Origin of the sequence: Pseudomonas sp. SMV71 (assembly GCF_052042015.1) — a bacterium.
Taxonomy (GTDB): Bacteria; Pseudomonadota; Gammaproteobacteria; order Pseudomonadales; family Pseudomonadaceae; genus Aquipseudomonas.
Map to the genome: position 1 here is coordinate 110,350 of NZ_JBKGGU010000008.1, position 18,167 is coordinate 128,516.

Annotated in this window: 19 protein-coding genes and 1 pseudogene; 17 read left to right on the forward strand and 3 right to left on the reverse strand. The window is 58.5% G+C overall.

Annotation, left to right across the window (positions count from 1 at the left end):
* Window positions 1-91 precede the first annotated feature (91 nt).
* The 12 genes from ACLEJQ_RS10350 (at window position 92) to glmS (ending at window position 11,527) form a co-directional block, all read left to right on the forward strand.
* Complete coding sequence (locus ACLEJQ_RS10350) at window positions 92-499, forward strand: F0F1 ATP synthase subunit I (protein WP_440794602.1); 408 nt, start codon at window positions 92-94, stop codon at window positions 497-499.
* 16 nt (window positions 500-515) lie between these two features.
* Window positions 516-1,385 carry a F0F1 ATP synthase subunit A gene (gene atpB / locus ACLEJQ_RS10355; protein ID WP_047703951.1) on the forward strand — a complete coding sequence of 290 codons (870 nt, stop codon included), beginning with the start codon at window positions 516-518 and terminating at the stop codon, window positions 1,383-1,385.
* Between the two features lie 132 nt (window positions 1,386-1,517).
* Window positions 1,518-1,775: a F0F1 ATP synthase subunit C gene (gene atpE, locus ACLEJQ_RS10360; protein ID WP_003097235.1), complete on the forward strand. Its 258-nt coding sequence runs from the start codon at window positions 1,518-1,520 to the stop codon at window positions 1,773-1,775.
* Window positions 1,776-1,834: 59 nt separating this feature from the next.
* Entirely contained in the window at window positions 1,835-2,305 is a 471-nt protein-coding gene (locus tag ACLEJQ_RS10365; protein WP_030139033.1) for a F0F1 ATP synthase subunit B, read from the forward strand.
* A 12-nt stretch (window positions 2,306-2,317) separates the two neighbouring features.
* Window positions 2,318-2,854, forward strand: a complete 537-nt coding sequence (locus ACLEJQ_RS10370) for a F0F1 ATP synthase subunit delta (protein WP_440794604.1) — start codon at window positions 2,318-2,320, stop codon at window positions 2,852-2,854.
* A 21-nt stretch (window positions 2,855-2,875) separates the two neighbouring features.
* Entirely contained in the window at window positions 2,876-4,420 is a 1,545-nt protein-coding gene (atpA, locus tag ACLEJQ_RS10375) for a F0F1 ATP synthase subunit alpha (RefSeq protein ID WP_024777788.1), read from the forward strand.
* A gap of 50 nt (window positions 4,421-4,470) precedes the next feature.
* The gene (gene atpG / locus ACLEJQ_RS10380; protein WP_030139034.1) at window positions 4,471-5,331 is read left to right on the forward strand and encodes a F0F1 ATP synthase subunit gamma; all 861 of its coding nucleotides are present in this window, start codon (window positions 4,471-4,473) and stop codon (window positions 5,329-5,331) included.
* A gap of 27 nt (window positions 5,332-5,358) precedes the next feature.
* Complete coding sequence (atpD, locus tag ACLEJQ_RS10385; protein ID WP_042727805.1) at window positions 5,359-6,735, forward strand: F0F1 ATP synthase subunit beta; 1,377 nt, start codon at window positions 5,359-5,361, stop codon at window positions 6,733-6,735.
* 45 nt (window positions 6,736-6,780) lie between these two features.
* Window positions 6,781-7,206: a F0F1 ATP synthase subunit epsilon gene (locus ACLEJQ_RS10390; RefSeq protein ID WP_440794607.1), complete on the forward strand. Its 426-nt coding sequence runs from the start codon at window positions 6,781-6,783 to the stop codon at window positions 7,204-7,206.
* Window positions 7,207-7,320: 114 nt separating this feature from the next.
* Complete coding sequence (gene glmU / locus ACLEJQ_RS10395) at window positions 7,321-8,688, forward strand: bifunctional UDP-N-acetylglucosamine diphosphorylase/glucosamine-1-phosphate N-acetyltransferase GlmU (protein WP_440794609.1); 1,368 nt, start codon at window positions 7,321-7,323, stop codon at window positions 8,686-8,688.
* 228 nt (window positions 8,689-8,916) lie between these two features.
* Complete coding sequence (locus ACLEJQ_RS10400) at window positions 8,917-9,693, forward strand: DeoR/GlpR family DNA-binding transcription regulator (protein ID WP_440794611.1); 777 nt, start codon at window positions 8,917-8,919, stop codon at window positions 9,691-9,693.
* 1 nt (window position 9,694) lies between these two features.
* The gene (gene glmS / locus ACLEJQ_RS10405) at window positions 9,695-11,527 is read left to right on the forward strand and encodes a glutamine--fructose-6-phosphate transaminase (isomerizing) (protein ID WP_440794613.1); all 1,833 of its coding nucleotides are present in this window, start codon (window positions 9,695-9,697) and stop codon (window positions 11,525-11,527) included.
* Window positions 11,528-11,599: 72 nt separating this feature from the next.
* Here the strand turns inward: glmS and ACLEJQ_RS10410 are convergent.
* Window positions 11,600-12,058 (reverse strand): annotated as a pseudogene (locus ACLEJQ_RS10410) (methyl-accepting chemotaxis protein); the annotation flags it as partial.
* A 116-nt stretch (window positions 12,059-12,174) separates the two neighbouring features.
* On the opposite strand from ACLEJQ_RS10410, the gene ACLEJQ_RS10415 reads away from it, so the two are divergent.
* Window positions 12,175-13,332 carry an ATP-binding protein gene (locus tag ACLEJQ_RS10415; RefSeq protein WP_440794615.1) on the forward strand — a complete coding sequence of 386 codons (1,158 nt, stop codon included), beginning with the start codon at window positions 12,175-12,177 and terminating at the stop codon, window positions 13,330-13,332.
* Between the two features lie 59 nt (window positions 13,333-13,391).
* Here the strand turns inward: ACLEJQ_RS10415 and ACLEJQ_RS10420 are convergent, their stop codons facing one another.
* Complete coding sequence (locus ACLEJQ_RS10420; RefSeq protein ID WP_440794617.1) at window positions 13,392-14,099, reverse strand: NUDIX hydrolase; 708 nt, start codon at window positions 14,097-14,099, stop codon at window positions 13,392-13,394.
* Window position 14,100: 1 nt separating this feature from the next.
* Window positions 14,101-14,646, reverse strand: a complete 546-nt coding sequence (locus ACLEJQ_RS10425) for an adenylyltransferase/cytidyltransferase family protein (protein WP_440794619.1) — start codon at window positions 14,644-14,646, stop codon at window positions 14,101-14,103.
* A 173-nt stretch (window positions 14,647-14,819) separates the two neighbouring features.
* On the opposite strand from ACLEJQ_RS10425, the gene ACLEJQ_RS10430 reads away from it, so the two are divergent.
* The 4 genes from ACLEJQ_RS10430 to nudK are packed head-to-tail and all read left to right on the forward strand — an operon-like array spanning window position 14,820 to window position 18,163.
* Window positions 14,820-15,467: a nicotinamidase gene (locus ACLEJQ_RS10430; protein WP_440794621.1), complete on the forward strand. Its 648-nt coding sequence runs from the start codon at window positions 14,820-14,822 to the stop codon at window positions 15,465-15,467.
* Window positions 15,468-15,476: 9 nt separating this feature from the next.
* A complete protein-coding gene (gene pncB / locus ACLEJQ_RS10435; protein WP_440794623.1) occupies window positions 15,477-16,706 on the forward strand; it encodes a nicotinate phosphoribosyltransferase in 1,230 nt (409 codons plus the stop codon).
* A gap of 1 nt (window position 16,707) precedes the next feature.
* Entirely contained in the window at window positions 16,708-17,538 is an 831-nt protein-coding gene (gene nadE, locus ACLEJQ_RS10440; RefSeq protein ID WP_440794625.1) for an ammonia-dependent NAD(+) synthetase, read from the forward strand.
* Window positions 17,539-17,566: 28 nt separating this feature from the next.
* Complete coding sequence (gene nudK / locus ACLEJQ_RS10445) at window positions 17,567-18,163, forward strand: GDP-mannose pyrophosphatase NudK (RefSeq protein ID WP_440794627.1); 597 nt, start codon at window positions 17,567-17,569, stop codon at window positions 18,161-18,163.
* Window positions 18,164-18,167 lie beyond the last annotated feature (4 nt).

Genomic DNA, 18,167 nt, shown 5'->3' on the forward strand with positions numbered 1-18,167 from the left:
AGAACCGCCCCTATACTCTGCGCGCATTTTGTCGGCACAAATTATGCCAAGTTATTGAAATATGGCAGCCGACCCTTGGAGAGCAAAAGCGATGGAAACCCGCACGCCAAACCGCTTGCCGTTCCATCGTCTGGCAGTTTTCCCGGTTTTGATGACTCAGCTCATCGTTGTTCTGATCGCCACGTTGGCGCTCTGGCAATGGAAAGGCGTCGTCGCCGGATACTCAGGTCTTTGCGGAGGCCTGATAGCCTTGCTTCCCAATATTTACTTTGCTCACAGGGCCTTTCGGTTTTCCGGCGCCCGAGCAGCCCAGGCTATCGTCCGGTCTTTTTATGCCGGCGAGGCGGGGAAACTGATTTTGACGGCAGTGCTGTTTGCACTGACGTTTGCAGGTGTGAAGCCATTGGCGCCGCTGGTTGTATTCGGCGTCTTCGTGCTGACCCAACTGGTCAGCTGGTTCGCTCCCCTGCTGATGAGAACAAGACTTTCGAGACCTTAGGGCGTTTGAGGCAACCATGGCAGAGACAACCGCTTCGGGCTATATCCAGCACCACTTGCAGAACCTGACTTTCGGTCAGCTACCCAACGGCGGCTGGGGCTTTGCCCACTCCGCAGCAGAGGCCAAGGAAATGGGCTTCTGGGCTTTCCACGTCGATACCCTCGGTTGGTCGGTCGCGTTGGGCCTGATCTTTGTCTTCCTTTTCCGCATGGCGGCGAAGAAAGCGACCTCCGGTCAGCCTGGCGCACTGCAGAACTTCGTGGAAGTACTGGTCGAGTTCGTCGATGGCAGCGTGAAGGACAGCTTCCATGGCCGTAGCCCGGTGATCGCACCGCTGGCCCTGACCATCTTCGTCTGGGTGTTCCTGATGAACGCCGTCGACCTGGTACCGGTCGACTGGATTCCTCAACTGGCCATCCTGATCTCCGGTGATCACCACATCCCATTCCGCGCCGTGTCGACCACCGACCCGAACGCGACCCTGGGCATGGCATTCTCGGTTTTCGCACTGATCATTTTCTATAGCATCAAGGTCAAGGGCATCGGCGGCTTCATCGGCGAACTGACCCTGCATCCGTTCGGCAGCAAGAACATCCTGGTTCAAGCCCTGCTGATCCCGGTGAACTTCCTGCTGGAATTCGTGACCCTGATCGCCAAGCCTATCTCTCTGGCCCTGCGTCTGTTCGGCAACATGTATGCCGGCGAGCTGGTGTTCATCCTGATCGCTGTGATGTTCGGCAGCGGCCTGCTCTGGCTCAGCGGCCTGGGCGTAGCACTGCAGTGGGCGTGGGCTGTGTTCCACATCCTGATCATCACCCTGCAGGCGTTCATCTTCATGATGCTGACCATCGTCTACCTGTCGATGGCGCACGAAGAAAACCATTAAGGCCAGTCTCGACTAGTCTGATGTCCTTCCCGGTCAAACGGGAAGGAGCCCGAACAGGGCTGATGAAACGATTTGTTTTACCGCTTTAATCTAAAAAACCTAAACCATACGACGTAAAAGTCGGGAGGAAAGATGGAAACTGTAGTTGGTCTAACCGCTATCGCTGTTGCACTGTTGATCGGCCTGGGCGCACTGGGTACCGCAATTGGTTTCGGCCTGCTGGGCGGCAAGTTCCTGGAAGGCGCTGCGCGTCAGCCAGAAATGGTTCCAATGCTGCAAGTCAAAATGTTCATCGTTGCCGGTCTGCTCGACGCCGTAACCATGATCGGTGTTGGTATCGCTCTGTTCTTCACCTTTGCGAACCCGTTCGTTGGTCAGATCGCTGGCTAATTACTCGGAGTTTTTCGAGTAGTTTGATGTGATGGACAACGTAACTGCGAGGTGTTGGCGTGAACATTAATGCGACCCTGATTGGCCAGTCCGTTGCGTTCCTGATTTTTGTATTGTTCTGCATGAAGTTCGTATGGCCTCCGGTCATTGCGGCATTGCACGAACGTCAAAAGAAGATCGCTGATGGTCTGGACGCTGCCAGCCGTGCAGCTCGCGACCTGGAGTTGGCCCATGAGAAAGTGGGTCAGCAACTGCGCGAAGCGAAGGCTCAGGCAGCTGAAATCATCGAGCAAGCCAAGAAACGCGGTACCCAGATTGTCGACGAAGCCCGTGAACAGGCTCGCGTCGAAGCTGACCGTGTGAAGGCTCAGGCTCAAGCCGAGATCGAACAGGAACTCAATAGTGTCAAAGACGCGCTGCGTGCCCAAGTGGGTAGCCTGGCCGTTGGCGGTGCTTCGAAGATCCTGGGTGCCACAATCGATCAAAACGCGCACGCAGAGCTGGTAAACCAACTGGCTGCTGAAATCTAAGCGAGGGCGATCATGGCAGAACTGACCACGTTGGCCCGACCTTACGCTAAGGCGGCCTTCGAGCACGCTCAGGCCCACCAGCAACTGGCCAATTGGTCAGCCATGCTCGGCCTGGCTGCTAAGGTGTCGCAAGATGACACCATGCAGCGCGTGCTCAAGGCCCCGCGACTGACGAGCGCAGAAAAGGCCGCCACGTTCATTGACGTGTGCGGCGACAAGTTCGATGCCAAGGCACAGAATTTCATTCATGTCGTTGCCGAAAACGACCGTCTCCCGCTTCTGCCGGAGATCGCCGCTCTTTTCGACCTGTACAAGGCCGAGCAAGAGAAGTCGGTAGACGTGGAAGTGACCAGTGCTTTTGCATTGAACCAAGAACAGCAAGACAAACTCGCCAAGGTTCTCAGTGCACGACTCAACCGGGAAGTGCGCCTGCAAGTCGAGGAAGACAAGTCCCTGATTGGGGGTGTTGTCATCCGCGCCGGCGACCTGGTTATCGATGGCTCGATTCGCGGCAAAATCGCGAAACTTGCCGAAGCATTGAAATCTTGAGTTTGAAGGGGCAGCAGAGCAATGCAGCAACTCAATCCTTCCGAAATAAGTGAAATTATCAAGGGCCGCATCGAAAAGCTCGATGTGACCTCCCAAGCCCGTAACGAAGGCACTGTCGTCAGCGTATCTGACGGCATCGTGCGGATTCACGGTCTGGCCGACGTCATGTACGGCGAGATGATCGAGTTTCCGGGCGGCGTCTACGGTATGGCCCTCAACCTGGAGCAAGACTCCGTAGGTGCCGTGGTACTGGGCGCGTACACGACTCTGGCTGAAGGCATGAGCGCCAAGTGCACCGGCCGCATCCTCGAAGTTCCGGTAGGCAAGGAACTGCTGGGTCGCGTCGTCGACGCACTGGGTAACCCAGTTGACGGCAAAGGTCCGCTGAACAACACCGAGACCGACGCGGTCGAGAAAGTTGCTCCGGGCGTGATCTGGCGTAAGTCGGTAGACCAGCCTGTACAGACTGGCTACAAGGCTGTCGATGCCATGATCCCTGTCGGCCGTGGCCAGCGTGAGCTGATCATCGGTGACCGTCAGATCGGTAAGACCGCCCTGGCGATCGACGCGATCATCAACCAGAAAAACAGCGGCATCTTCTGCGTCTACGTGGCAATCGGTCAGAAGCAATCGACCATCGCCAACGTGGTTCGCAAGCTGGAAGAAAACGGCGCCCTGGCCAACACGATCATCGTGGCGGCCAGTGCTTCGGAATCCGCTGCACTGCAATTCCTGGCACCGTACTCCGGTTGCACCATGGGCGAATACTTCCGCGACCGCGGTGAAGACGCGCTGATCGTCTATGACGATCTGTCCAAGCAAGCAGTGGCCTACCGCCAGATTTCCCTGCTGCTGCGCCGTCCACCAGGCCGTGAAGCCTACCCAGGCGACGTGTTCTATCTCCACTCCCGTCTGCTGGAGCGCGCATCTCGCGTTTCGGAAGAGTACGTCGAGAAGTTCACCAACGGCGCAGTGACTGGCAAGACCGGTTCCCTGACCGCCCTGCCAATCATCGAAACCCAGGCTGGCGACGTTTCCGCGTTCGTTCCGACCAACGTGATTTCCATCACTGACGGTCAGATCTTCCTGGAATCGGCCATGTTCAACTCGGGCATCCGTCCTGCTGTAAACGCCGGTGTTTCGGTATCCCGTGTAGGTGGTGCCGCTCAGACCAAGATCATCAAGAAGCTGTCCGGTGGTATCCGTACCGCCCTGGCTCAGTACCGTGAACTGGCGGCATTCGCCCAGTTCGCTTCTGACCTGGACGAAGCGACCCGTAAGCAACTTGAGCATGGTCAGCGCGTTACCGAGCTGATGAAGCAGAAGCAATACGCACCGATGTCGATCGCTGACATGGCGCTGTCGCTGTATGCCGCTGAGCGTGGGTTCCTGACTGACATTGAAATCGCCAAGATCGGCAGCTTCGAACAAGCGCTGATTGCTTTCTTCAACCGCGATCACGCCGATTTGATGGCCAAGATCAACGTGAAGGGTGACTTCAATGACGAAATCGACGCTGGCCTCAAGGCCGGTATCGAGAAGTTCAAGGCCACCCAAACCTGGTAAGCCGCAGCGGGAGCCGCAAGGCTCCCGCTTGCTAACCTGATAGGTGTTACATGGCAGGCGCAAAAGAGATTCGCAGTAAGATTGCGAGCATCAAAAGCACGCAAAAGATTACCAGCGCCATGGAAAAAGTGGCGGTCAGCAAAATGCGCAAGGCACAAATGCGCATGGCTGCTAGCCGTCCTTATGCGGAGCGCATCCGCCAGGTGATTGGTCATCTGGCCAACGCCAACCCGGAATACCGCCACCCGTTCATGATCGATCGCGCCGTCAAGCGCGTCGGTTACGTCGTGGTGAGCAGTGACCGTGGTCTGTGCGGTGGCTTGAACACCAACCTGTTCAAGGCCCTGGTCAAGGACATGGCGGTAAACCGCGAACAAGGCGTCGAGATCGATCTGTGTGTGGTCGGTAGCAAGGGTGCGGCTTTCTTCCGCAACTTCGGCGGTAACGTCGTTGCTGCTATCAGCCACCTGGGTGAAGAGCCGTCGATCAATGACCTGATCGGCAGCGTCAAGGTGATGCTGGATGCTTATCTGGAAGGCCGGATCGACCGCCTGTCCGTGGTATCCAACAAGTTCATCAACACCATGACGCAGCAACCTACCGTGGAGCAGTTGATTCCACTGGTGGCGACCCCGGAACAGGAACTCAAGCACCACTGGGACTATCTCTACGAACCGGATGCCAAGGAGCTGCTCGACGGCTTGATGGTCCGCTACGTGGAGTCGCAGGTCTACCAGGCGGTGGTCGAGAACAACGCAGCTGAACAAGCGGCGCGGATGATCGCGATGAAGAACGCTACCGACAACGCCGGTGATTTGATCAGCGATTTGCAGCTGATCTACAACAAGGCGCGTCAGGCTGCGATCACCCAAGAGATCTCGGAAATCGTCGGCGGCGCTGCCGCGGTTTAACGGTTCAAATATTCAGAGGATCCAGCTATGAGTAGCGGACGTATCGTTCAAATCATCGGCGCCGTTATCGACGTGGAATTTCCACGCGACAGCGTACCGAGCATCTACGACGCCTTGAAGGTTCAAGGCGCCGAAACCACTCTGGAAGTTCAGCAGCAGCTGGGCGACGGCGTGGTTCGTACCATTGCGATGGGCTCCACCGAAGGCTTGAAGCGCGGTCTGGATGTCAACAACACTGGCGCAGCCATCTCCGTACCGGTCGGTAAAGCGACCCTGGGCCGGATCATGGACGTACTGGGCAACCCGATCGACGAAGCGGGCCCGATCGGCGAAGAAGAGCGTTGGGGCATTCACCGTCCTGCGCCGTCCTTCGCTGAGCAGGCTGGCGGCAACGACCTCCTGGAAACCGGCATCAAGGTTATCGACCTGGTCTGCCCGTTCGCCAAGGGCGGTAAAGTCGGTCTGTTCGGTGGTGCCGGTGTAGGCAAGACCGTAAACATGATGGAACTGATCCGTAACATCGCCATCGAGCACAGCGGTTATTCCGTGTTCGCCGGTGTGGGTGAGCGTACTCGTGAGGGTAACGACTTCTACCACGAGATGAAGGATTCCAACGTTCTGGACAAAGTGGCACTGGTCTACGGCCAGATGAACGAGCCGCCGGGAAACCGTCTGCGCGTAGCCCTGACCGGCCTGACCATGGCCGAGAAATTCCGTGACGAAGGTAACGACGTTCTGCTGTTCGTCGACAACATCTACCGTTACACCCTGGCCGGTACCGAAGTATCCGCACTGCTGGGCCGTATGCCTTCGGCGGTAGGTTACCAGCCGACCCTGGCTGAAGAGATGGGTGTGCTGCAAGAGCGTATCACTTCGACCAAGCAAGGCTCGATCACCTCGATCCAGGCCGTATACGTGCCTGCGGACGACTTGACCGACCCGTCGCCAGCGACCACCTTCGCCCACTTGGACGCCACCGTCGTACTGTCCCGTGACATCGCTTCCCTGGGTATCTACCCAGCGGTAGACCCACTGGACTCGACTTCCCGTCAGCTGGACCCGAACGTGATCGGTACCGAGCACTACGAAACCGCTCGCGGCGTTCAGTACGTGCTGCAGCGCTACAAAGAGCTGAAGGACATCATTGCGATCCTGGGTATGGACGAGCTGTCGGAAACCGACAAGCAGTTGGTAGCCCGCGCTCGTAAGATCCAGCGCTTCTTGTCGCAACCGTTCTTCGTGGCTGAAGTCTTCACCGGTGCTTCGGGTAAATACGTTTCCCTGAAAGACACCATTGCTGGCTTCAAAGGCATCCTCAACGGTGACTACGACCACCTGCCAGAACAAGCGTTCTACATGGTTGGCGGCATCGAAGAAGCGATCGAAAAAGCCAAGAAACTGTAATCCCGGCGCCCGGCAACGGGCGCTAATTTAGGTTGAGGCAATCAGATGGCTATGACAGTCCATTGCGATATCGTCAGTGCGGAAGGGGAAATTTTCTCCGGTCTGGTCGAGTTTGTGGTTGCGCATGGTGAGCTGGGGGATCTTGGTATCGCCATGGGCCACGCACCGCTGATCACCAGCTTGAAGCCAGGTCCGATCAGTCTGACCAAGCAGGGCGGGGAAAAGGAGGTGTTCTACATCTCCGGTGGTTTCCTCGAGGTTCAGCCGAACATGGTCAAGGTCCTTGCCGACACCGTGCAACGTGCTGCCGACCTGGACGAAGCCTCCGCTCAGGAAGCCGTCAAGGCTGCCGAGAAGGCCCTGAACGAAAAAGGCGCAGACTTCGACTACGGTTCTGCTGCTGCACGTCTGGCCGAGGCCGCAGCCCAGCTGCGCACCGTCCAGCAGATCCGCAAGAAGTTCGGCGGCTAAGCCGTCTGCTTCCTGTGCGATTGATTAAAAAGGGTAGCCTCGGCTACCCTTTTTTCTTTCCCGACACTCATCATCTGGTCACAGCCGCTGACCACCCAGGATTGGTAGCCAGTCATGTCTCTTGAAATCGTTATCCTCGCGGCCGGCCAAGGCACCCGCATGCGTTCCGCGCTGCCCAAGGTATTGCACCCGGTAGCCGGCAATTCCATGCTGGGTCATGTTATCCACAGCGCTCGGCAACTTGATCCACAGCGCATTCACGTGGTGATTGGCCATGGCGCCGATGCGGTACGCGAGCGCCTGGCAGCCGATGACCTGAACTTCGTCCTGCAGGACAAGCAGCTGGGGACAGGCCACGCCGTGGCCCAGGCCGTGCCATTTATTACCGCCGACACAGTACTGATTCTCTACGGTGACGTGCCGCTGATCGAAGTCGACACCTTGCAGCGCCTGCTCAAGCAGGTCACGCCCGAGCAGTTGGGTCTGTTGACCGTCGAGCTGGACGACCCCACCGGTTACGGCCGCATCGAGCGCAACGCCCAGGGTCAGGTAACCGCCATTGTCGAGCAGAAGGACGCCAACGAAGCCCAGCGCGCCATCACCGAGGGCAACACCGGGATTCTTGCCGTACCGGCAGCGCGCCTGGGTGATTGGATGAGCCGCCTGTCGAACAACAATGCCCAGGGTGAGTACTACCTGACCGATGTGATCGCCATGGCTGTCGCTGACGGGCTGGTGGTGGCCACCGAGCAGCCATTGGATGCAATGGAAGTGCAGGGCGCCAATGATCGCAAGCAACTGGCCGAACTGGAGCGCCACTATCAATTGCGCGCCGCCCGCCGCCTGATGGCGCAAGGCGTGACGCTGCGCGACCCGGCCCGTTTCGATGTGCGCGGCGAAGTCAGCGTGGGCCGCGATGTAGTTATCGATATCAACGTGATCCTCGAAGGCAAGGTCGTGATCGAGGACGATGTGGTTATCGGGCCTAACTGCGTCATCAAGGACAGCACCCTGCGCAAAGGCGTGGTCATCAAGGCCAACAGTCATCTTGAAGGCGCGATCATGGGCGAGGGCAGCGATGCGGGCCCGTTTGCGCGGCTGCGTCCAGGATCGGTTCTGGAAGCCCGGGCCCATGTGGGTAACTTTGTCGAGCTCAAGAACGCCCATTTGGGTGAGGGCGCCAAGGCCGGTCACTTGACGTATCTAGGGGATGCAGAAGTCGGGGCGCGCACCAACATTGGCGCCGGGACCATCACTTGCAACTACGACGGGGCCAACAAATGGAAAACCGTGCTGGGTGAGGATGTGTTCATCGGTTCCAACAACTCGCTGGTGGCGCCTGTGGATATCTCCAGTGGCGCAACGACTGCGGCCGGTTCAACCGTGACGCAAAATGTGGATAACGGCCAATTGGCTGTTGGACGAGCCCGCCAACGCAACATTAATGGCTGGAAGCGCCCGGAGAAAATCAAGAAGTCTTGAGTTATCCACAGCCTCTCCCTATGGGAGCGAGCCTGCTCGCGATAGCGGTGGGTCTGTTGATGATGATGTCGGCTGCGCCGCCGTCATCGCGAGCAGGCTCGCTCCCACAGGATCGGTAACAATTTTCGATCCGCACCATTTCTGAATTTTTCTCCTCGCGCCTTGACGATCCCGTTGCAATAGGTTTTGATTGCTTACGTTATCTTTCGAATCGAAACTTAATTCCTCATGTCAAAGCGCAACACGCCACAACGCCGTCATAACATTCTCGCCTTGCTCCAAGAGCAGGGGGAGGTCAGTGTGGACGAATTGGCCAAGCGCTTCGAAACCTCTGAAGTTACGATTCGCAAGGATCTCGCCGCTTTGGAAAGCAACGGCTTGCTGCTTCGTCGCTACGGCGGTGCGATACCGATGCCCCAGGAGCTGGTGGCCGATAACGGCCAAACCGTCTCCAAATATAAGCTGGCCATCGCCCGGGCTGCGGTGAAGCGGATCCGTGAGCATGCGCGAATCATCATCGATAGCGGCAGTACAACGGCAGCGATGATTCCCCAGCTGGGTCAGCAACCGGGCCTGGTGGTGATGACCAATTCCCTGCATGTCGCCAGCGCCCTGAGCGAACTGGAGCATGAACCGGTGCTGTTGATGACCGGTGGCACCTGGGATCCCCATTCCGAATCGTTCCAAGGCCAAGTGGCCGAACAGGTCCTGCGTTCCTACGATTTCGACCAGTTGTTCATCGGCGCCGACGGCATCGATCTGGTCCGTGGTACCACCACCTTCAACGAACTGCTGGGCTTGAGCCGTGTGATGGCTGAGGTTGCCCGTGAAGTGATCGTGATGGTGGAGGCCGACAAGATCGGTCGCAAGATCCCCAATCTGGAACTGCCGTGGAGCAGCGTCCATACCCTCATTACCGATGATCGCCTGCCCGTAGAGGTCCGCGATCAGATCCAGGCCCGCGGGATTACCGTGATCTGCGCGCCTGCCAGCCAGGAGAAATAACATGTGTGGAATTGTTGGCGCCGTTGCTGAACGCAACATCACAGCAATCTTGCTCGAAGGCCTCAAGCGCCTGGAATACCGCGGCTATGACAGCGCCGGCGTAGCGGTGTACACCAATGATCAGACGCTTGAGCGCCTGCGTCGTCCCGGCAAGGTAAGCGAGCTGGAGCAAGCTCTGGACGCCGAGCCGTTGATCGGTCGCCTGGGAATCGCCCACACCCGTTGGGCCACCCATGGTGCGCCGTGCGAACGTAACGCCCACCCGATGTTCTCCGACGGCCTGGCGGTGGTGCATAACGGCATCATCGAGAACCACGAAGCCCTGCGTGAACAACTCAAGGCCCTTGGCTACGTGTTCACCTCGGACACGGACACTGAAGTCATCGCCCACCTGCTCAATCACAAGCTAAAGGACCTGGCGGACCTGACCGTAGCCCTCAAGGCGACCGTCAAGGAACTGCACGGCGCCTATGGCTTGGCGGTGATCAGCGCTAAACAGCCGGATCGCGTAGTGGCGGCCCGCAGCGGCAGTCCGTTGGTGATTGGCCTGGGCCTGGGTGAGAACTTCCTGGCGTCCGACCAGTTGGCGTTGCGTCAGGTCACCGACCGTTTCATGTACCTGGAAGAGGGCGATATCGCCGACATCCGTCGCGACAGCGTGCAGATCTGGGACATCGGCGGTCAAGCGGTGGAGCGCGAGATTGTGCAGTACCGCGACGGTGCCGAAGCCGCCGACAAGGGCGAGTTCCGTCACTTCATGCTCAAGGAAATCCACGAGCAGCCCGCCGTGGTACAACGCACCCTGGAAGGCCGTATGAGCCAGACCCAGGTGTTGGTCCAGGCCTTTGGCCCGCAAGCGGCCGAGCTGTTCGCCAAGGTCCGCAACGTACAGATCGTTGCTTGCGGCACCAGCTATCACGCCGGTATGGTCGCCCGTTACTGGCTGGAAGAACTGGCGGGTATTCCGTGCCAGGTCGAGGTCGCCAGCGAGTTCCGCTACCGCAAAGTGGTGGTGCAACCCGACACCCTGTTTGTCACGATTTCCCAGTCCGGCGAAACCGCCGACACACTGGCAGCCCTGCGCAACGCCAAGGAACTGGGTTTCCTCGCCAGCCTGGCAATCTGCAACGTCGGCATCAGCTCACTGGTGCGCGAGTCCGACCTGACGCTGCTGACCCAGGCCGGTCGCGAGATTGGTGTCGCTTCGACCAAGGCATTCACCACCCAACTGGTCGGCCTGCTGCTGCTGACCCTGTCCCTGGGCCAGGTGCGCGGTACGCTGGGCGAAGGCGTCGAAGCCAAACTGGTGGAAGAATTGCGTCGACTGCCGGCCCGCCTGGGCGAAGCGCTGGCGATGGACAGCACGGTGGAGAAAGTCGCGGAGTTGTTTGCCGAGAAGAACCACACCCTGTTTCTCGGTCGTGGCGCGCAATTCCCGGTGGCGATGGAAGGCGCCCTCAAGCTCAAGGAAATTTCCTATATCCACGCCGAGGCCTACCCGGCCGGTGAGCTCAAGCATGGCCCGTTGGCCCTGGTGGACAACGACATGCCGGTGGTCACCGTGGCGCCGAACAACGAATTGTTGGAAAAGCTCAAGTCCAACCTGCAAGAAGTCCGCGCCCGTGGCGGCCAGTTGATTGTCTTCGCGGACGAAAAAGCCGGCATGACCAATGGCGAAGGCACCCACGTGGTGCACATGCCGCACATCCACGACATCCTCTCGCCGATCCTCTACACCATTCCGCTGCAACTGCTGTCGTACTACGTGGCGGTGCTCAAGGGCACTGATGTGGACCAGCCGCGGAATCTGGCGAAGTCTGTGACGGTGGAGTAAGTTTCGCTTCTCGATAGGCTCTTGGGTTCAGGACCGAATCGGCCGGCTCGCCGGACAGGTCCTGAATCATGCTCAGATCTTGAAAGTACTGACCATTTGTTGCAGCCGGATTGATTGGTTCTCCAGCTCGTTGCACGCCTGCAAAGTGGATTGCAGGTTGCCTACGGTTTTCTGGTTCAGCTCATTGATGTGGCTGATGTCACGATCCAGATTGTCTACCACCGAGGTTTGTTCTTCAGTGGCGGTGGCCATGGAGAGGTTGATTTCGTCGATTTCGCCAATGCCCTGCAGGACTCGATTAAGCCGTTCACCGGCAAGCCTGGCGGTACTGACATTGGTGTCGCTGTGACGCTGGCTTTCAAGCATGGCGTTGACGGCGTTGCCGGCACCGGCTTGCAACTCCTCGATCATGTTGTGAATCTCCTGCGCCGATTGTTGGGTGCGATGGGCGAGGGTGCGCACGTCGTCCGAGACCACGGCAAAGCCACGTCCGGCGTCTCCAGCACGATCGGCCTCAATAGCGGCATTCAGTAACTATAATTGGACTATAGTCACTCTATAATTTCCTATAATTAAGTGACGCCTACGGTTCGCCTCGAATAATTGGTCTATAGTCGCTCTATAGTTTTCTATAGAGAGGCGTTCCAATGGCTGAAATTTTCTACCATCGTCCAGTGTTAGCGGCTCGCCTGTCAAAATTGATCATGCAGGTGGCAATCGGTAGCGCTGCCAGCTCCGGCGTCTTCCTGGCGGCTCCCCGACGTACCGGCAAGTCAACGTTCGCACGCGAAGACTTGCGACCTGCGTTGGAGGAAGCGGGAGCGATTGTCCTATACGCCGATCTCTGGAAAGACCAGACGAAAGATCCCGGTCTGGTGATCGTGCAAGCGGTTCGGGAGGCTGTCGGGCGCAGCGAAGGATTCGTGACGCGTCTGGCGAAGGGTGCTGGCATGGAGAAACTGACCGTTGGCGGTCTGAGCTTCAGTCTGGACAGAATCGGGCTCGGTAAGGACATCGATTTGACCACCGCGCTTGCAGCTCTTTCGGATGAGTCGAAAAAGATCATTGTCCTGATCATCGACGAAGCCCAGCATGCGATCACCACCGATCAGGGGGTAGCGGCCCTGTTCGCATTGAAAGCGGCGAGGGACGAACTCAACAGTTCAAAGCATCATGGCCTGCGCATAGTGTGCACCGGATCGAACCGGGACAAGCTGGCCATGTTGCGAAACAGCAAGGATCAGGCTTTTTTCGGGGCGTCCATGGTGCAGTTTCCTACCCTGGATCAAGATTTCATCAGCTGGTTTTGCGCCAACGTTGACCTTCCCCATTCGCTCGATCCCTCCAACGTATTCGAGTTGTTCAAGGAGAGCGGTTACCGACCTGAGTTGCTCGGTGCTGCCGCCGACGAAATTCGGTTCGATTTTGCGTTGGACCCGCAAATGGTCCCACATCGATTCGCCTTGCTGGTTCGGGCGCAAGCTGAGGAGCTCAATGCAGATCTGCAGAAGGTGATTCATAGCCTGACGCCTATCCAATCTGCAGTGATCCGGGTCATGAGCGCCAAAGGCGAAAGCTATGCACCGTTCGAGGCCCCGACGATGAACCTGTACGCGAGAGCGATGGTGCAAGCCGGTATCGCCGAGAGCGATATAAAAGTTGAAGTGCCCGGTGTTCAGCAAGCGCTCCTGGCGCTTCAGGAGAAAAAACTGGTGTGGAAAGCTTCCCGTGGCGTCTATGCAGTGGATGAGCAGGTGATCGTGGATCTGCTACGGGATGCAGGTCTGCTCGAAGGCCTTTGCTGAACGCTTCCTCAATCTGAAACCGTTTGGAGGAGTCTCAAAGCCAGGCTGTATGCTGAGCATCACTCCAGAAAACACCGATCAAAAAGATAAACGCTGCTCGGCTTGAGGTTTTCCACCGTGCTCTGTGGACGGCCACCGTCGCCGCTTTTCTTGCGACCGGTTTCACGTAGGTAGCCCGCCTCGGCCATCTTCAGCAAGCGCTGGCGAATGCTGGTCTTGAGTACTGGGCGGTCGAGTACGACGGAGAAGATATTCACGGCTTGCGGTGCGCTGAATTCGGGTCCCAGGAACATCAGCGGCAGGCTGCTGTAGAGGGCTTTGGATAACAAGCGCTCGTGGACCGCCGCAACCAGGCTGTTGTGGTCGAAGGGCAGTTTTATCGAACCGCTGGCGACGCCTTTGAGCGGGAAAAAGCCCTGGTGCTCGGCCAGTAGGACTGTATCGCTGACGATCGCCAGGTAGAACGTCGACGATGACCAGCAGCGCGGATCGCGGAATGCGTCGCCGACGGTGCCGACTTGTTCGATCCAGGCCAATGGCATGCCGACTTTGCTGGAGTTACGCAGGCGCTCCACGGCGTCGTTCAGCGTAAGATCTTCCACCCCCCCGTTGACCACGATCCCTGGCAGCGCCCAATGACCGGCGAACGGCTCGGCTTCGCGCCGGTTCAGGAGGATTTCCAACGCCTGGGTGTCCCGGCAAAAGCGCAGCACACACAGGTCGATGGTGTGCAGATAGTCGCGCGCGGGGGCTGTGGGATTGGGCATGTCAGGTTCCGTGGGCAGCATAAAGGTCATAGTTTAACGGGTTCATGCCGGGTGCCATCCAGTGAATGGGAAGCGGCTTGCCCAAGGCCAGGCGTTCTCGAAGCGCCGTGCTGTGCACGTGGATCTTTTCCTCTACACAGAGGATGGAAAAACGCTCCAGCAGTTCCTGGCCGCGATAGAAGGTCGGCAGCAGCGCCGCAACATCCTCGCCCACCACCAAGGCTATTCGTTTGCCGTCCAGGGCCAGGCTGTCGGCGAGGTGGGCGAGCAGGGTGTAACTGTAGATGGCGCCTTCAACCCCGCGTGCCACGACTTGCTCCACCCGACTGGCCCGCACTTCGGCGCAACACAGCGGTTGGATGCGCTCGACGATCGATTCCAGCCATTTCAGGCGAATCTCATAGTCGACCATCCGCTTGCTGTAGGGATGCCTGAAGCTGGGGGCCACCAGGAGCCGCCTGGCTTGGAGCGAAGCCTCGATCATCACCTGGGCGTGACCGGCGTGAGGTGGGTTGAAGGCCCCGCCATAGAGAGCGATCTCGAACATGGCTCATCTCCATTTGGTACATGACGTGTACTCTACCAGCAAAATTTTCGATTGGGCAACTCCCCCGGTTCATTTCATAAAGGCTATCTGGCTCCAGAAATATTTTGAGTCGGTGGCTTGTTATGAAAGTACACATCATGTACTTTTGTGCCCATGAAGAGGAGAGACCCAGCATGAACAGCCTGACCCGCAAGACTGCTTCCTTCGATGTCGACGCACAGAAGAGCTTCACACCGCTTTGCCCTGATGAGCTGCCCGTGCCCGGTGGCGATCGGATCGGTGGTGAGCTGAATTTCATGGCGTCGCTGTCCAGCCTGCGCATCGGCAGCAAGGACGCCCACACGCCCCTGGCCCCATGGGTGGTTGCCGAGCACTCACAGATGCTCGTGCCGACCGGGCTCGAGCACGCCGACATCACCTGGGTCAGCCACTGTGTCCCCGGCACCGAGGGTTTCACCCTGCTGGACGAATTGCCGACCCCCTACGATTACGACTATTTCGTCTGGAAAGGCGTGGAACCGGACCTGCACCCATACGGCGCCTGCTACCACGACTTGCACGGCAAGTTGTCCACAGGAGCCATCGAGTACTTGAAAGGCCAGAGTGTGGAGCAGGTGATTGTCGGTGGGCTGGCGCTGGATTTTTGCGTCAAGACCACCGCGCTGCAACTGGCCGCGGCCGGCTTCAAGGTGATCATTCACCTGCCGGCCTGCCGGGCTATCAGCGAGGAGGGCGCAACCCAAGCCATTCAAGACTTGCAGCAGGCGGGGGTTCAGGTTGCCGCGACCCGCGAAGAAACCATCCGCCTGGCAAGCAAATAAGGAGCGAACATGGACAGTGCATTCGATTCAAGCAGCGGCGTTATTCAGAGTCTCCTGGATACCGACTACTACACCTTCACCATGATGCAGGCGGTCTTGCACCAGCACCCGAACGTGGAGGTGGAATATCAATTCATCGTGCGTTCCAAGGAACGGCTCGGCCACCTGATTCCCGACATTCGCGTGGAACTGGAAAAGCTTGCCGGTTTGCAACTGCGCGAGGGAGAGCAGCGGTTTCTGTTCAATAAGCGTTTCCGTGAATACCTGACCCCGGACTTCGAACAATTCCTCGGCCTGTTTCGCTTCAATCTGCGCTACATCCACGTGTCGGAAGTCGATGGCCAACTGCACATTCGCGTCCGTGGTCCGATGTTGCACTGCATCATGTTCGAGCAACCGGTCCTGGCGATGGTCAGCGAACTGCGCAACCGTGAAAAATATCCCGAAGTCGAGCTGGCCGATGTCACCCGCAAGCTGTACCAGAAGTTTGAATGGTTGGAAAAAAACGCCAGTCGGGAAGAATTGGCCGAGTTTCGTGTTTCGGATTTCTCCACCCGCCGGCGGCTGTCGTTCAGGGCTCAGCGGGAAGTGGTGAATGTGATGCGCAGCGATTTCCCCGGGGTGTTTGTCGGCACCAGTAACGCCCACCTGGCCTATGAATTCGATCTCCCGCTGATCGGCACCATGGCCCACCAATGGCTGATGGTGCACCAGCAACTGGGGCGGCTACGCGAGAGTCAGAACGCGGCGCTGGAAAACTGGGTGCGCGAGTACCGTGGCCGGCTCGGTATCGCGCTGACGGACTGCATCAGCACCGACTTCTTCCTCAAGGACTTCGACCTGTACTTCGCCAAGCTCTATGACGGCCTGCGCCAGGACTCCGGTGACCCGATCGTCTGGGCTGACAAAGTGCTGCGGCGCTACCACGAGCTGGGTGTCGATCCACGCACCAAGGACCTGATGTTCTCCGACGGCCTGAATTTCGAAAAATGCCTGCCGATCCTGCGTCATGTGCGTGGCAAGGCCCGGTTCGGGTTTGGCATGGGCACCAGCCTGGCCTGTGATGTCGAAGGGGTCGAGCCGCTGAGCATCGTCATGAAACTGGTACGCGTCCACGGCGAGCCGGTGGTGAAGTTCTCCGATGACCCGATCAAGAATGTCTGCGAAGACGCTTCATTTCTGCGCTATGCCGCGCAAGTGTTCAACGTCGCCCTCGCCAATCCACAGCTGGGAGCCTGATATGACTTCGCTTCTGCAAGAGAGCATCGCCCGGGAACTGGGTATCGACCGCCAACTCAAACCGGGTGGCGAACAGGCCGAGATTGCCCGTCGCGTCGGGTTTATCAAGCAGGTGTTGCTTGAGTCGGGCTGCAAATCCCTGGTATTGGGTATCAGCGGTGGCGTCGACTCGCTCACGGCCGGGCGCCTGTGCCAGTTGGCAGTGGAGCAACTGCGCAGTGAAGGCCACGAAACACGTTTCATCGCGGTCCGTCTGCCCTACAAGACCCAGGCCGACGAGCACGATGCCCAGGCCTCGCTGGATTTCATCCGACCGGATCTGATCACCACCAGCAACATCGCCGCTTGTGTCGACGGGTTGATGGACAGTATCGCCATCGAGGGTTTGCAGCCTTCGGCCGAACTGACCGACTTTGCCAAAGGCAACGTCAAGGCCCGGGCCCGGATGCTGGCGCAGTATGCCATTGCCAATTTCAGCAATGGCCTGGTGGTCGGCACCGATCATGGGGCAGAGGCGGTGATGGGTTTTTTCACCAAGTACGGCGATGGCGCATGCGACCTGGCCCCGCTGTCCGGATTGACGAAGACCCAGGTGCGTTTGTTGGCCGACGCGTTGGGCGCCCCCGCGCAGCTGGTACGCAAGGCCCCGACCGCTGACCTGGAAGACCTGGCACCGGGTAAATTGGATGAAACGGCATACGGCTGCAGTTACGAGGAAATCGATGGTTACCTGATGGGCGAACAGGTGTCGCCCCAGGCGCAACAGATCATCGAACGCGCCTACCTCAAGACCGCCCACAAACGCGCGCTGCCGCGAGTCCCGGCATTTTGAATGAACAATCCTTGGATGGAGTGGCTGGATGACACAGGCAATCAGTACCAAAGACCGCGTACGCATCAAGCACGTCGAAGTCCTCTCGGACAATTGGTACGTGCTGCGCAAGACCACCTATGACTACCTGGGTCGCAACGGCCAATGGCGCGAGCTGACCCGCGAGACTTACGACCGGGGCAACGGTGCGACGATCCTGCTGTACAGCAAGGCCAAGCAGACCGTAGTCCTGACCCGGCAATTCCGTTTCCCGGCCTTCGTCAACGGCTACGACGAGCTGTTGATCGAAACCTGCGCCGGCCTGCTGGACAACGACGACCCTGACACCTGCATCCGCAAGGAAACCCAGGAAGAGACCGGCTATATCATCCAGGACGTGCGCAAGGTGTTCGAGGCTTTCATGAGCCCAGGGTCAGTGACTGAACGGGTGCACTTTTTCGTCGGCGAATACTTCGACGAGGACCGAAAGCATGAAGGTGGTGGCCTCGAAGAGGAGGGCGAAGAGATCGAGGTGCTGGAAATGCCCCTCGACCAGGCCTTGGGCATGATCGAAACCGGCGAGATCTGCGACGGCAAGACCATCATGCTATTGCAGTACGCCAAGCTGCATCGGTTGCTGGACTGACCCC

Coding starts and splice junctions, on each gene's coding strand:
- ACLEJQ_RS10350 (WP_440794602.1), top strand. CDS start 92: ATGGAAACCCGCACGCCAAACCGCTTGCCGTTCCATCGTCTGGCAGTT.
- atpB (WP_047703951.1), top strand. CDS start 516: ATGGCAGAGACAACCGCTTCGGGCTATATCCAGCACCACTTGCAGAAC.
- atpE (WP_003097235.1), top strand. CDS start 1,518: ATGGAAACTGTAGTTGGTCTAACCGCTATCGCTGTTGCACTGTTGATC.
- ACLEJQ_RS10370 (WP_440794604.1), top strand. CDS start 2,318: ATGGCAGAACTGACCACGTTGGCCCGACCTTACGCTAAGGCGGCCTTC.
- atpA (WP_024777788.1), top strand. CDS start 2,876: ATGCAGCAACTCAATCCTTCCGAAATAAGTGAAATTATCAAGGGCCGC.
- atpG (WP_030139034.1), top strand. CDS start 4,471: ATGGCAGGCGCAAAAGAGATTCGCAGTAAGATTGCGAGCATCAAAAGC.
- atpD (WP_042727805.1), top strand. CDS start 5,359: ATGAGTAGCGGACGTATCGTTCAAATCATCGGCGCCGTTATCGACGTG.
- ACLEJQ_RS10390 (WP_440794607.1), top strand. CDS start 6,781: ATGGCTATGACAGTCCATTGCGATATCGTCAGTGCGGAAGGGGAAATT.
- glmU (WP_440794609.1), top strand. CDS start 7,321: ATGTCTCTTGAAATCGTTATCCTCGCGGCCGGCCAAGGCACCCGCATG.
- ACLEJQ_RS10400 (WP_440794611.1), top strand. CDS start 8,917: ATGTCAAAGCGCAACACGCCACAACGCCGTCATAACATTCTCGCCTTG.
- glmS (WP_440794613.1), top strand. CDS start 9,695: ATGTGTGGAATTGTTGGCGCCGTTGCTGAACGCAACATCACAGCAATC.
- ACLEJQ_RS10415 (WP_440794615.1), top strand. CDS start 12,175: ATGGCTGAAATTTTCTACCATCGTCCAGTGTTAGCGGCTCGCCTGTCA.
- ACLEJQ_RS10420 (WP_440794617.1), bottom strand. CDS start 14,099: ATGCCCAATCCCACAGCCCCCGCGCGCGACTATCTGCACACCATCGAC.
- ACLEJQ_RS10425 (WP_440794619.1), bottom strand. CDS start 14,646: ATGTTCGAGATCGCTCTCTATGGCGGGGCCTTCAACCCACCTCACGCC.
- ACLEJQ_RS10430 (WP_440794621.1), top strand. CDS start 14,820: ATGAACAGCCTGACCCGCAAGACTGCTTCCTTCGATGTCGACGCACAG.
- pncB (WP_440794623.1), top strand. CDS start 15,477: ATGGACAGTGCATTCGATTCAAGCAGCGGCGTTATTCAGAGTCTCCTG.
- nadE (WP_440794625.1), top strand. CDS start 16,708: ATGACTTCGCTTCTGCAAGAGAGCATCGCCCGGGAACTGGGTATCGAC.
- nudK (WP_440794627.1), top strand. CDS start 17,567: ATGACACAGGCAATCAGTACCAAAGACCGCGTACGCATCAAGCACGTC.